The following is a 13,545-nucleotide window of genomic DNA, read 5'->3' on the forward strand; positions in this document are numbered from 1 at the left end:
AGAATCCGTTTTGGATCAATTTTTTTGACTTAAATGAAATGAGGTTTCACACCGGCAAGGGATAATGCGCCGGTCTGCGGTGACGAAGCAGACTCGCTACCTGCTGGCAGGAAAGCTCGAGGTTTCTTTACGATACGGCAAAAGCAACATGATAAATTACACTATCTCCTTAATTTCTCCACGATTGCCGGAGAGGCTGGCGCTAAAGTGGCACAGGCTGTGCAATAACAAGAAAATGTGCATATGAGGTTTTTATTCTGATGGCGAATTTCTTTATCGATCGCCCCATTTTTGCATGGGTGCTGGCAATCCTGTTATGCCTGACGGGCGCCCTTGCCATTTTGTCGCTGCCGGTTGAACAGTATCCCGACCTCGCCCCGCCGAATGTGCGGATCACCGCCAACTATCCCGGCGCTTCCGCGCAAACCCTGGAGAATACCGTCACTCAGGTTATCGAACAGAATATGACCGGCCTCGATAACCTGATGTATATGTCCTCCCAGAGCAGCGCCACCGGCCAGGCGACGATCACCCTCAGCTTTACCGCCGGTACCGACCCGGATGAAGCCGTGCAGCAGGTTCAGAACCAGCTACAGTCGGCGATGCGTAAGCTGCCGCAGGCGGTGCAAAACCAGGGGGTGACGGTGCGCAAGACCGGTGATACCAATATCCTGACGCTCGCCTTCGTCTCCACTGACGGCAGTATGGATAAACAAGATATCGCCGACTACGTCGCCAGTAACATCCAGGACCCGCTCAGCCGCGTCAACGGCGTGGGGGATATCGACGCCTACGGTTCGCAATACTCAATGCGCATCTGGCTCGACCCGGCGAAGCTCAACAGCTACCAGATGACCACCAAGGATGTTACCGACGCCATCAGTTCGCAGAACGCCCAGATTGCCGTCGGCCAGCTTGGCGGGACGCCTTCGGTCGATAAGCAAGCGCTGAACGCCACCATCAACTCGCAATCTCTGCTGCAAACCCCGGAGCAGTTCCGCAATATCACTCTGCGCGTCAATCAGGATGGTTCAGAGGTGACGCTGGGCGATGTCGCCACCGTCGAGATGGGGGCGGAGAAGTACGACTATCTTAGCCGCTACAACCGCCAGCCGGCCTCAGGCCTCGGGATCAAGCTGGCTTCCGGCGCCAACGAAATGGCCACCGCGGAGCGCGTGATCAATCGCCTCAATGAGCTGGCGCAGTTTTTCCCCCACGGTCTGGAATATAAGGTCGCCTACGAGACCACCTCCTTCGTGAAGGCTTCCATCACCGACGTGGTGAAAACCCTGCTGGAGGCGATCCTGCTGGTCTTCCTCGTGATGTATCTGTTCCTGCAGAACTTCCGCGCCACCCTGATCCCGACCATCGCCGTGCCGGTGGTGCTGATGGGCACTTTCGCGGTGCTGTATGCCTGTGGCTACAGCATCAACACCCTGACGATGTTCGCGATGGTGTTGGCGATCGGCCTGCTGGTGGATGACGCCATCGTGGTGGTGGAGAACGTCGAGCGCATCATGAGCGAGGAGGGCCTGTCGCCACGCGAGGCGACCCGCAAATCGATGGGACAAATTCAGGGCGCGCTGGTGGGGATCGCGATGGTGCTGTCGGCGGTATTTGTGCCGATGGCCTTCTTCGGCGGCACCACCGGCGCCATCTATCGCCAGTTCTCAATCACTATCGTCGCGGCGATGGTCCTCTCGGTGCTGGTGGCCATGATCCTCACCCCTGCCCTTTGCGCCACGCTGCTTAAGCCTGTTAAGCCAGGTGAATCCCATGAAAGAACAGGCTTCTTCGGCTGGTTCAACCGCACCTTCAACCGCAGCGCCAGCCGCTACGAAACCTTCGTCGGCAAAATACTGCACCGCTCGCTGCGCTGGATGCTGATCTACGTCCTCCTGCTCGGCGGGATGGTGTTCCTGTTTCTGCATTTGCCGACCTCGTTCCTGCCGCTGGAGGATCGCGGGATGTTCACCACCTCGGTCCAGTTGCCGAGCGGCAGCACCCAGCAGCAGACGCTGAAGGTGGTGCAGAAGGCGGAAGATTACTTCCTCAATAACGAGAAGCAGAACGTCGAGTCGGTGTTCGCTACCGTTGGCTCCGGCCCCGGCGGCAATGGGCAGAACGTGGCCCGCATGTTCGTTCGTCTCAAAGACTGGGACCAGCGCGACCCGCAAACCGGCACCTCCTTTGCCATTATTGAACGCGCCACCAAAGCGTTTAATCAGATTAACGAAGCGCGGGTTATCGCCAGCAGCCCGCCGGCGATCAGCGGCCTCGGCAGTTCGGCAGGCTTCGATATGGAGCTGGAGGATCATGCCGGGAAGGGGCACGATGCGCTGATGGCGGCGCGCGATACGCTACTTGAGCTGGCCGGGAAAAATCCGCTGTTGACCCGCGTCCGGCATAACGGGCTCGATGACAGTCCGCAGCTGCAGGTCGATATCGATCAGCGTAAAGCGCAGGCGCTGGGCGTCTCCATTGACGACATCAACGATACGCTGCAAACCGCGTGGGGGTCGAGCTACGTCAACGACTTTATGGATCGCGGCCGGGTAAAGAAAGTCTACGTCCAGGCGGCGGCGAAATACCGGATGCTGCCTGACGATATCAATCTTTGGTACGTGCGCAACAGCAGCGGCACGATGGTGCCATTCTCGGCCTTCGCCACCTCGCGCTGGGAGACCGGCTCGCCGCGGCTGGAGCGCTACAATGGCTACTCAGCGGTGGAGATCGTCGGTGAGGCGGCGCCGGGTATCAGTACCGGTACCGCGATGGACATGATGGAGAAGCTGGCCGCGCAGTTACCCACCGGCTTTGGCCTCGAATGGACCGCCATGTCCTACCAGGAACGCCTCTCTGGCGCTCAGGCGCCGGCCCTGTACGCGATTTCTCTGCTGGTGGTGTTCCTGTGCCTGGCGGCGCTGTACGAGAGCTGGTCAGTGCCGTTCTCGGTGATGCTGGTGGTGCCGCTGGGGGTGATTGGCGCCCTGCTGGCGACCTGGATGCGCGGGCTGGAGAATGACGTGTACTTCCAGGTGGGTCTGTTGACGGTGATCGGCCTGTCGGCGAAAAACGCCATTCTGATCGTCGAGTTCGCCAATGAGCTCAACGAGAAGGGCCAGGATCTGCTCAGCGCCACGCTGTCGGCTTGCCGTCAGCGCCTGCGCCCCATCCTGATGACCTCGCTGGCGTTCATCTTCGGCGTGCTGCCGATGGCGACCAGCACCGGCGCCGGTTCCGGCAGCCAGCATGCGGTCGGCACCGGAGTGATGGGCGGGATGATCTCCGCCACCGTGCTGGCGATCTTTTTCGTGCCGCTGTTCTTTGTGCTGGTGCGTCGCCGTTTTCCGCTAAAGGAGCGTCCGCAATAAACCGACGAGCTTCGGCGGCGAGGCGTAATAACAGAAAAGGCGACCACGGTGGTCGCCTTCTTTATGTGTTCAGAACCCTAGCGCGCTTATTTACTTCGCGTTATTCCCCTGCTCACATTGCGGAAATTTATTTACGAAGCATGCCTTCAATAAAGTCTTTCCAGTTCCCCAGTTCATGTTCAATCATAATAGCCTCTCTTATTATTATGGTCGATTCTATATAACTTCATTACCGATGGGAAGTTGTGCTCCCCTATTGCTCTGATTGTCTTATGGACCGCTGACAGAGATAAAACCTCTGGTTGTCGCTACTATGCCGCTTCGTATGTAAACATAATGTGACGTAGAGCAACCTCAGACAACATTTTTGCAATAATGTTAAAGCCCTCACATCATGCCCACAGGTGGCCAACATTTAACCACCCGATATATCGAATGAGATCCCCGGTAAAAAGTTATATTTATTCATCTGAATCACGTATTATTTCAGTAAGACTTATATATTCGGAAATATCTGAGTTAACCGCTTAATTGAATGTAAAAGGTTTATCTATGCTCACCATGTACGGAATTAAAAACTGCGATACCATTAAAAAAGCCCGCCGCTGGCTGGAAGCGCATCAGATTGAGTATCGCTTCCATGATTACCGCGCCGATGGCCTTGAGCGCGCGCAACTGGATACCTTTATTGCCGAGCTGGGCTGGCAGGCGCTGCTGAACACCCGTGGCACCACCTGGCGCAAACTCGACGAGTCGCTGCGCAATAGCATCGATAATGCCGACGCCGCTGCCGCATTGATGCTGGAAATGCCGGCAATTATCAAACGCCCATTGCTCTGCGCGCCCGGTCGTCCTATGCTGCTGGGTTTTAGTGAAGCAAGTTATCAGCAGTTTAACGAGGTATAGTCTATGTCTTGCCCGGTCATTGAGCTGGCTCAGCAGCTTATTCGCCGCCCTTCCCTTAGCCCCGATGATGCGGGATGCCAGGCGTTAATGATTGAACGCCTGCGTGCGATCGGCTTTACCGTTGAACCGATGGATTTCGGCGATACGCAGAATTTCTGGGCCTGGCGCGGCCACGGCGAGACGCTGGCCTTCGCCGGCCACACCGACGTAGTCCCGGCAGGCGACGCCGACCGCTGGATCAATCCCCCGTTCGAACCGACCATCCGCGACGGGATGCTGTTTGGCCGCGGAGCGGCGGATATGAAAGGCTCGCTGGCGGCGATGGTGGTTGCCGCAGAGCGTTTTGTCGCGCAGTACCCGAACCACAGGGGCCGACTGGCGTTTTTGATCACCTCTGATGAAGAGGCCAGCGCCAAAAACGGCACCGTCAAAGTGGTGGAGACGCTGATGGCGCGTAACGAGCGTCTGGACTATTGTCTGGTCGGCGAACCTTCCAGTACCGAAGTGGTCGGCGATGTGGTGAAAAACGGCCGCCGCGGCTCGCTGACCTGCAACCTGACTATTCACGGCGTGCAGGGCCATGTCGCCTATCCGCACCTTGCCGATAACCCTGTCCACCGCGCGGCGCCGATGCTGGCGGAACTGGTCAATATCGAGTGGGATAAAGGCAATGAGTTCTTCCCGCCGACCAGCATGCAGATCGCCAACGTGCAGTCCGGCACCGGCAGCAATAACGTGATCCCCGGCGATATGTTCGTCCAGTTCAACTTCCGCTTCAGTACGGAGCTGACGGACGAGATGATCAAATCCCGGGTGATCGCCCTGCTGGAAAAATACCAGCTGCGTTACAGCGTGGAGTGGTGGCTCTCCGGCCAGCCGTTCCTCACCGGACGGGGCAAGCTGGTGGATGCGGTCGTCAACGCGATTGAGCACTATAATGAGATCAAACCGCAGCTGTTAACCAACGGCGGCACCTCAGACGGACGGTTTATCGCGCGCATGGGGGCGCAGGTGGTTGAGCTGGGCCCCGTAAATGCAACGATTCACAAAATTAATGAATGTGTGAACGCCGCCGACCTGCAGCTGCTGGCGCGGATGTATCAACGCGTCATGGAACAGCTGGTCGCCTGACGAATTGACGTAAAGAGGAAGCGCGCATGGAATGGCTTATTAAACACTGGTGGATTCTGGTGCTGGTCTTTTTGGTGGGGGTAATTATCAACGTGATTAAAGATCTGAATCGCGTTGACCACAAAAAATTCCTCAACAACAAACCCGATCTGCCGCCGCACCGTGATTTTAACGATAAATGGGACGATGACGACGACTGGCCGAAGCACGACCAGTCGAAGAAACCGTAAGTTTGCCTTTATCGCGGTACCGCCCGCCTGTAACCCCGCTCTCCGGGGTTACAGCATTTCGATGATATCATCCCCTTTTGGCGTACTGCCGCTCAGCGCCTCATCAAAATAGTGCTTCGGCACGGTATAACGCAGACGCTCGATCGCCAACTGCATACTGCGATCGTCAATGGCATGCCCGAGATCGTCGACAATATCTAAGGTCACGTCGCCGCCCGCCTGCTGTAACGCCTCCTCGGCCGACACCGCCCACGCCAGGTCGATAACCCGATCTTCACCCCCGTGGATCAGGTGAATGGTAGTGGCCGTCGTTGCCGTCTCCGGCAGCGTCGCATAGCGGCCATTAAAGGCGATGACCCGCGAAGCCAGATCCGGCGCCGCTTTGATACTCTCCAGCGACATAATCGCCCCCTGAGAGAAACCGATCAGCGCGGTGGCCAGTGGACTGACGCCGCTCTTTTCCTGCCAGTAGCGTACAATTTCAATAAAGGTCGGCATAATGGCGTCGATGCGCTGCTGACGATTCTCTTCCGTCACCCCCTGCAGCGAAAACCACTGCCGACCGTTGGGGCCGCAAGGTTCCACCCCGCCAATGCTGACGATCAGCGCATCAGGAAACTGCGGTGCGAACCAGCTGCCGATTTGCCCCATGGAGACCGGGTTATCCCCTACGCCATGAAACAGCAGCAACAGCTGTTGCGCAGGCGTCGCAGGACTTTGAACAATAAAATGATCGTGTTTCATGGCTGTCTCCTTAGTGTTTGCGGGCAGTGTACGCCGCTCGCCAGATATGACCATGCCATTTAACTGAATGAGTTAGTTAAAAAAATTGCAGATGCGCCACCTGCTGACGCAGCGCATCAGCGCGCGCTGCATCAAGGGAGCGCAAGGCGTCAGCGGCCTCCCGACGCCATCTCGCCTGCAAGGCTTTTCGCCCCGTCAGCTGCAGCACGGCGCAGAGTGCGGCCTCCTCTTTGCCCTGCAGTCGTCCCCGCAGGGCCGGCAACGGCATGTCGGCCTGCATCAGCAGGCGGTTGAGGCAGCCCAGCGCCGCAGCCAGCGGGCGGTGGGCGAAGGCAAAGCTCGCCGCTTCCAGCCAGTCCTCATCACTAAGCATAGCGTCTGCGACGGCCGGCAGCGGCGCGGATTCCTCTCGCCACGGGCGAAGCCAGTATTCATCGCGCTGCAGCCGCTGCGCCTCCCGCTGCGCCAGCTGGCGCCCTGCCGCGGTCAACGGATAGAGGGCCATCGCCGTATAGCAGCCGCTGCTGGCCTCGCGATGGGTACCCAGCCGTACGAGGGTAAACCCGCAGCGTTGCCAGAAGCGCCACAGCTCAGCGGTATAGCCGAAGCTGACGGAGAGATAGTCATAGCCAGCGGCATCGGCGGCGATATCGGCGATCATCTTCCGCCCGAGGCCTTCCCGCTGGCGGGTGGGATGGACAGCGATCCGACTGACCCGCAGCCCGCGCAGCGTCGCCGCCAGGGGACTGCCGCCGTGCGCCGCCAGCGACTGGGCGACCAGATTCCCGCGCGGCCGGCGAAAACCCGCCCATACCGCCCGGCTAAGTTCGGGAGAAAGTCCCCCCCTCGGCCACCAGCCACAGGGCGCCCGCCACCGCGCCGCCGGCGCGAGCGCAGCGGAAAGCCTGGCCCGGAGCATCCATCATGCGCCGCAGATCGAGCGGGGAAGTTCGGTAATGCGCCCCGGACAATAGCTGGTACATCGCCTCCGGTAGCGCTGGCTGCGTTTGCCAGCAGGACTGATTGACCGCCTCCAGGGCTATCTCCCCCATCGGCGCGTCGCGAAATGCCTCATCGTTAAAGATAAGCAACTGACTGATGGCTGACTCCAGCGGACAGCCCGCCGCCCAGCGGATCGGGGCGCTCAGGGTGAACGATTGCAGATGGGGCAGACTGGCGCAAAATTTCAGCAGGAACCCGCGACCGGTGCCCTCGTACCCTTGCACCGTCGTGGTGAGTAGCGTGCGGGGAAAACGGCTCACCAGCTGCCGGAGAAGCGGAGCCGGGATAGCCGCGGCCTCATCGACTATCAGCCACGCCGCCTTTTCTTTCGACGCCAGCAGCGCATCGGGCGCCATAAAGCGCAACGTCTCCCCGGCAAAGCTGGCCAGCACCTCGACAGCGCTACGCGTTGGGGCGGTGACGATGGCCTCGCCCCCAAGCTGGCGCAAGAGCATGCCCGCCAGCGCGGACTTCCCCCGTCCACGCTCCGCCGTCACCGCCGCGATACCGGGCGGCAGGCGTATCAGTTGCTCAAGGATTGCCGCCTGCTCGGCCTGCGGGCGGCCATCGGCGGGATGCCAGTCTGGACGCGGGGCGGCCAGCGGGAAACGTGGCCGGTCCGACTGCCGCCAGAGCAACACCTCCGGATCGGCGATAAACTGCCGACAGCAGCGGTGAACAAAGTTAGGGGTAACGATAGGGTCAGGCGTATCGCTCCAGCGCAGAGAGTCCTCATCCGCCCGGGTCGGCCAGTCGGCGAAGGGGGGCGTCAGCAGCACCAGCCAGCTTCCCGCCCGCAGCGTGCCGCTCAGGGCCGCCATGGCGGCCACATCAAACCCGCGCCGGGCATCGAAAAAGGCGTGCATCACTTCCCGCCCCAGCAGCGTTTTCAGCGCGCCGGGCGCCACGCAGGGCGCAGAACCCGGCTCGGGGCCAACCCACAGGCCATCGCCGCCGAGCCTCTCCCGTAGCGCCTGCGCCTGCTGCAGCGTCCAGCTCTCATCGCCGCTGAGCACCAGCAGGCGACGGATCCCCTCCCGCGCCATTTGCGCGGTGAGGTTAAGCAGCGCGTCCATCATGGGGGACGATTACAGCGCGCTGCCGAAGGTATTGCACTGCGCCGGATCGCCGCTATCGAAACCGCGTTTGAACCAGGTGTAGCGCTGTTTCGAGGTGCCGTGGGTAAAACTGTCCGGCACCACGCGTCCCTGGCTCTGCTGCTGTAGACGATCGTCGCCGATGGCCTCGGCGGCGTTCAGCGCCTCCTGCAGATCGCCAGTTTCCAGAATATCCTGCTGCTGCATATTATGACCCCAGACGCCGGCGAAGCAGTCTGCCTGCAGCTCCATCTTAACCGACAGGCGGTTGGCTTCGGCCTGCGTGGCATGCTGCTGTTGCTGGCGGACCTTCGGCTCAATGCCCAGCAGTTTTTGTACGTGATGACCCACTTCATGAGCAATGACGTACCCCTGGGCAAAGTCGCCGTCGGCGCCCAGTTTATTTTTCATCTCATCGTAGAATGACAGGTCAATATAGACCGTACTGTCGGCAGGACAATAGAAGGGGCCCATCACCGACTGACCGGTGCCGCAGCCGGTACGGGTCGCGCCGCGGTAGAGCACCAGCTTTGGCTGCGGGTACTGGCGGCCCATCTTTTCAAAGATCGGCCCCCAGGTATCTTCGGTGGTAGCCAGAATGACGGAAGTAAACTTCGCCGCTTCATCGTCTTTCGGACTGATGGAGCGCTGCGTGGAGGTCTGCTGCTGCGGCATCGGTTCGCCGGTCAACATGCCGGTCAAATCCACGCCGTAGTAGCCCGCCACCAGCACAATAATCAGCAGTACAATGCCGCCCTTCCCGCTCGGCAGACGGAAGCCGCCGCCCCCGCCGCCGCCAAACGGCGAGCCTGATTGTCCACGTCGATCTTCAACATTGTCGCTTTCGCGACGCCCTTGCCAGCGCATAAGCACCTCATTCCCTGTTATGTATCAATAGCAGAGATCGTAGGCGGTTCAGCGCAGGATTACCACAGGAAACAGCAAGAGACGCCAGAAGATGAGGCCATCTTCTGGCGGCGGGCGGGTTAGTCGAGCTTAACGCCCAGGCGGTGAGCCACTTCTTCGTAGGCTTCGATCAGGCCGCCAAGGCTCTGGCGGAAGCGGTCTTTGTCCATTTTATCGAGGGTGTTTTTATCCCACAGGCGGCTGCCGTCCGGCGAAAACTCGTCGCCCAGCACCACTTCGCCTTTGAACAGACCAAACTCCAGCTTAAAGTCCACCAGAATCAGACCGGCGTCATCGAACAGTTTTTTCAGCACGTCGTTGGCTTTGTAGGTCAGCTCGCGCATCCGCGCCAGATTCTCTTTACTCACCCAGCCGAAGGTTTCGCAGTAGGAGTCGTTGACCATCGGATCGTGCATAGCATCGTTTTTCAGGAACAGGTCGAACAGCGGCGGATTCAGCTCGATACCTTCTTCAATGCCTAAACGTTTTACCAGCGAGCCTGCCGCACGGTTACGCACCACGCACTCTACCGGCACCATATCCAGTTTTTTCACCAGACATTCGGTATCGGAGAGCAGCGCTTCCATCTGGGTAGGGATGCCCGCTTCTGCCAGTTTACTCATAATGAAATGGTTGAATTTGTTGTTCACCATGCCTTTACGATCGAACTGCTCGATGCGCGCGCCATCACCTGCTGACGTATCGTTACGGAATTCCAGTACCAGCAGGTCCGGATTATCGGTGCTGTATACTGTCTTCGCCTTACCACGATACAACTCAGCTTGCTTTTTCATCTTTCACTACTCCAGTGATATTGAGCCAAAAAATGACGTGTCGGTCTTACATAACATCCTGCAACGGGCGTTGGAGCGGATGCTGTACGCTTGCGGGGCGAACTGCAGTCAGGCGACTGGAGCAGCCTTAACGCGGCGATTTACAGGATTATATGGCCACGCACACGTTTGCGTCACTATATATTAAAAGGGCCGGATTGCTCCAGCCCTTTTGATTACTTGTTAAATGCGGCCTGGAATACGGCTACCAGGGCGTCATTTTGCGACTGCGTCAGGGTGTGGCCTTTCGGGTCGATAAACTGCAGGCTACTGCGGTTATCGAGGTCGCCGACCTGCAGTTTGTAGTCGCCGGAGACCAGCTGCGGGTCACGTGCGCCCAGCTCCTGCCAGCTGCTGTCAGACAGCGGCTTATAGGTCAGCGCCATGCTGCCCTGAGAGCGCGTGCTGTCGGTCACTTTCATCCCCACTTTCTCGAGGGCGCCAGGCAGACGCTGCCACACCAGGTTAAACGGCGCGCGAACTACGAGCATCGGCAGGCCGGTATCGTCGGCGGCGCTCTGCACGTCGAAGGTGGCCCCCGCGCTGCGCTGGGCGGCGTTCTGGGCGCTGGTGGCATTCATGTCAAGGCCTTCCGAAATGACGTTCAGCATAGCGGTGCTGTAGCGCTGCAGAGACGCCGGATCGGCAACCGGTTTACCCGCCTGCTCCAGATTCACCAGCTTAACGACCACCGCTTGCTGATAACCCTGCGGTTTGACGGAGATTTGATAACGACCGCGATACTGCTGATCTTCATCAAGACGGTTCCACTCAACCCAGTCGGTGTTCAGCGTCTGGCTCGCATCATCGCGCTTGGCGATAACGTAGTTCTTCGACTGAAGAATACTGGTGACCTGTGCCCACAGCGAACCGCTGCGGCCGTTCTCGACCATCAGCGTCGCGGTATCGCCGTTAAACTGGGTCCGCGCACCGCTCACCAGCGCCAGCGGCTGCGCCGGCGGACGAATGTCCAGCGCTTTACCGACCGCGCCGGTGCTGTTAGCCACCGGAATATTGTAATCACCCACCTGAATCGGCAGGATCATCCCCGCCGGCGCATGAAGTTCGCTCAACGGTGATGCCTGTAAATAGGCCTCATCACCGCTCACCTGACGCTTATAGCGCGAGTCAGAACTACAGGCCGCGAGGAGTAGAACCAGCGAAACACCCGCAACCTTCGCCAGGCGCGACTTCTGTACTGAGTAAGCCATCAAATCTCCCTAAACTTTACAGCAAACCGGCATGCTTCAGCGCGGCAGTGACGGCTTCACGACCATGATCGGTGATAGGCGTCATCGGCAAGCGCAGCGTATCGGTCGCCACAAGACCCAACGCCTTGCATCCCCATTTCACCGGGATAGGATTGGGTTCGACAAATAATTTTGTATGCAGTGGCATCAGACGCTGGTTAATCGCACGAGCTTCGGCAAATTGACCCGCCAGCGCCAGACGGCACATGTCGGCCATTTCGCGCGCCGCCACGTTGGCCGTGACAGAAATCACGCCTACGCCGCCGAGCTGCATGAAGTCCATACCGGTCGCATCGTCACCGCTCAGCAGAATAAAGTCGTCTGAAACCAGCTCTTTGATCTGGTGAACGCGACTTAAGTTCCCTGTTGCTTCCTTAATACCGACAATATTTTTAATTTCCGCCAGACGGCCAACGGTTTCCGGCAACATATCGCAACCGGTACGGGACGGCACATTATACAGAATTTGCGGCAGGTCAGTATGTTCGGCGATAGCTTTAAAGTGCTGGAACAGGCCTTCCTGGGTCGGACGGTTATAATAAGGAGTGACCGTCAGGCAGCCAACAACACCGCTATCGTTAAAACGTTTGGTCAGGCTAATCGCCTCTGCGGTTGCATTGGCTCCCGTTCCAGCGATAACCGGAATACGCCCGTCGGCCAGCTCCAGCGTCATCATCACCACGTCGCCATGCTCTTCATGGCTCAGCGTTGCGGATTCACCGGTAGTCCCTACCGAAACGATCGCCGAGGTTCCGTTGGCGACATGGTAATCAATCAGTTTTTTCAGGCTTGTCCGGCAGACATTACCGTTTTCATCCATCGGCGTGACAAGCGCTACAATACTTCCCGTGAACATGGGCCATCCTCAGAGCAGAAGTGCGACAAGATTCTCAATGTTACGTTTGGAGCTGTAATAAAAGCAAGAGACCCGACGCCATCAGGGATGTTGTATGGCGGTTTTTTTTATGCTTTCCTAATGTTACCTCACCTTTTTAAAGGAAGAACAGGTTTGACAGCCTCATTACAACACTATCTGGTTATTACCGCCCTGGGGGCTGACCGTCCCGGCATCGTGAATACGATCACTCGCCACGTCAGCAGCTGCGGTTGTAATATCGAAGACAGCCGGCTGGCCATGCTCGGTGATGAGTTTACGTTTATCATGCTGCTTTCCGGGTCGTGGAATGCGATTAACCTGATCGAATCAACTCTGCCGCTGAAAGGCGCGGAGCTGGAGCTGTTGATCGTGATGAAACGCACCACTGCGCGCCCGCCGCAGGCCATGCCAAACACCGTTTGGGTCCAGGTTGAGGTGCCGGACTCACCGCATATCATCGAGCGCTTTACTGCCCTGTGCGATACATGGAATATGAATATTGCGGAGCTGGTGTCCCGCACGCAGCCGGGAGACGGCGATTCCGCGCAGCTTTTTATCCAGATAACTGCCCACAGTCCTGCGACGCAAAATGCAGCAAATATCGAACAAGCGTTCAAAGCCCTATGTACAGAACTGAACGCACAAGGCAGTATTAACATCGTTAATTATTCACAGCATGATGAACAGGATGGAGTTTAACCCATGACCCCACTGAAAGCCGGTGATATCGCACCGAAATTTAGCTTACCGGACCAGGACGGCGAGGAAGTAAATTTAACCGACTTCCAGGGACAACGTGTCCTGGTTTATTTTTACCCGAAAGCCATGACCCCGGGCTGCACCGTCCAGGCGTGCGGCTTGCGCGATAATATGGACGACCTGAAAAAAGCCGGCGTTGAAGTGCTGGGCATCAGCACTGATAAACCGGAAAAACTCTCCCGTTTCGCCGAAAAAGAGCTGCTGAACTTTACGCTGCTGTCTGATGAAAACCATCAGGTTTGCGAGCAGTTTGGCGTCTGGGGCGAAAAATCCTTTATGGGGAAAACCTACGACGGGATCCACCGGATTAGTTTCCTCATTGATGCCGATGGCAAAATCGAACACGTCTTTGATGATTTTAAAACCAGCAATCACCACGACGTGGTGCTGAACTGGCTGAAAGAAAACGCCTGATGCAAAGCAAGACGCCGGGAGA

13 protein-coding genes and 1 other annotated feature are annotated in these 13,545 nt (G+C 58.2%); of the genes, 6 read left to right on the top strand and 7 right to left on the bottom strand.

Going from position 1 to position 13,545, the window contains the following annotated elements; all coding sequences use genetic code 11:
• The first annotated feature begins 260 nt into the window (after positions 1-260).
• The 4 genes from KPHS_38740 to KPHS_38770 all read left to right on the top strand — a co-directional run bounded on the left by KPHS_38740 (position 261) and on the right by KPHS_38770 (position 5,641).
• Positions 261-3,374, top strand: a complete 3,114-nt coding sequence (locus tag KPHS_38740; RefSeq protein ID YP_005228174.1) for an aminoglycoside/multidrug efflux system — start codon at positions 261-263, stop codon at positions 3,372-3,374.
• Positions 3,375-3,926: 552 nt separating this feature from the next.
• Positions 3,927-4,280 (top strand): ArsC family reductase, encoded by a 354-nt coding sequence (locus KPHS_38750; protein YP_005228175.1) that lies wholly within the window; start codon positions 3,927-3,929, stop codon positions 4,278-4,280.
• A gap of 3 nt (positions 4,281-4,283) precedes the next feature.
• A complete protein-coding gene (locus KPHS_38760; RefSeq protein YP_005228176.1) occupies positions 4,284-5,411 on the top strand; it encodes a succinyl-diaminopimelate desuccinylase in 1,128 nt (375 codons plus the stop codon).
• Positions 5,412-5,437: 26 nt separating this feature from the next.
• Positions 5,438-5,641 carry a YpfN family protein gene (locus tag KPHS_38770; RefSeq protein YP_005228177.1) on the top strand — a complete coding sequence of 68 codons (204 nt, stop codon included), beginning with the start codon at positions 5,438-5,440 and terminating at the stop codon, positions 5,639-5,641.
• Positions 5,642-5,689: 48 nt separating this feature from the next.
• Here the strand turns inward: KPHS_38770 and KPHS_38780 are convergent, their stop codons facing one another.
• From KPHS_38780 to KPHS_38840, 7 genes are all read right to left on the bottom strand, one after another.
• Complete coding sequence (locus KPHS_38780) at positions 5,690-6,385, bottom strand: esterase (protein YP_005228178.1); 696 nt, start codon at positions 6,383-6,385, stop codon at positions 5,690-5,692.
• Positions 6,386-6,461: 76 nt separating this feature from the next.
• On the bottom strand, positions 6,462-7,046 hold the full coding sequence (locus KPHS_38790) for a putative acyl-CoA N-acyltransferase (RefSeq protein YP_005228179.1): 585 nt from the start codon (positions 7,044-7,046) through the stop codon (positions 6,462-6,464).
• Positions 6,462-8,466, bottom strand: a sequence feature (potential frameshift: common BLAST hit: gi|238895934|ref|YP_002920670.1| putative acyl-CoA N-acyltransferase). Its footprint overlaps the gene before it by 585 nt.
• The gene (locus tag KPHS_38800; RefSeq protein YP_005228180.1) at positions 7,207-8,466 is read right to left on the bottom strand and encodes a putative acyl-CoA N-acyltransferase; all 1,260 of its coding nucleotides are present in this window, start codon (positions 8,464-8,466) and stop codon (positions 7,207-7,209) included. (Overlaps the previous feature by 1,260 nt.)
• A gap of 9 nt (positions 8,467-8,475) precedes the next feature.
• On the bottom strand, positions 8,476-9,351 hold the full coding sequence (locus tag KPHS_38810; RefSeq protein ID YP_005228181.1) for a neutral zinc metallopeptidase: 876 nt from the start codon (positions 9,349-9,351) through the stop codon (positions 8,476-8,478).
• A gap of 119 nt (positions 9,352-9,470) precedes the next feature.
• On the bottom strand, positions 9,471-10,184 hold the full coding sequence (locus tag KPHS_38820; RefSeq protein YP_005228182.1) for a phosphoribosylaminoimidazole succinocarboxamide synthase: 714 nt from the start codon (positions 10,182-10,184) through the stop codon (positions 9,471-9,473).
• Between the two features lie 215 nt (positions 10,185-10,399).
• Positions 10,400-11,434 (bottom strand): lipoprotein, encoded by a 1,035-nt coding sequence (locus tag KPHS_38830; RefSeq protein YP_005228183.1) that lies wholly within the window; start codon positions 11,432-11,434, stop codon positions 10,400-10,402.
• Between the two features lie 16 nt (positions 11,435-11,450).
• A complete protein-coding gene (locus KPHS_38840) occupies positions 11,451-12,329 on the bottom strand; it encodes a dihydrodipicolinate synthase (RefSeq protein ID YP_005228184.1) in 879 nt (292 codons plus the stop codon).
• 153 nt (positions 12,330-12,482) lie between these two features.
• On the opposite strand from KPHS_38840, the gene KPHS_38850 reads away from it, so the two are divergent.
• A complete protein-coding gene (locus KPHS_38850) occupies positions 12,483-13,049 on the top strand; it encodes a transcriptional regulation of gcv operon (protein ID YP_005228185.1) in 567 nt (188 codons plus the stop codon).
• A 3-nt stretch (positions 13,050-13,052) separates the two neighbouring features.
• On the top strand, positions 13,053-13,523 hold the full coding sequence (locus tag KPHS_38860; RefSeq protein ID YP_005228186.1) for a thioredoxin-dependent thiol peroxidase: 471 nt from the start codon (positions 13,053-13,055) through the stop codon (positions 13,521-13,523).
• Positions 13,524-13,545 lie beyond the last annotated feature (22 nt).

The organism is Klebsiella pneumoniae subsp. pneumoniae HS11286, assembly GCF_000240185.1.
GTDB lineage: Bacteria > Pseudomonadota > Gammaproteobacteria > Enterobacterales > Enterobacteriaceae > Klebsiella > Klebsiella pneumoniae.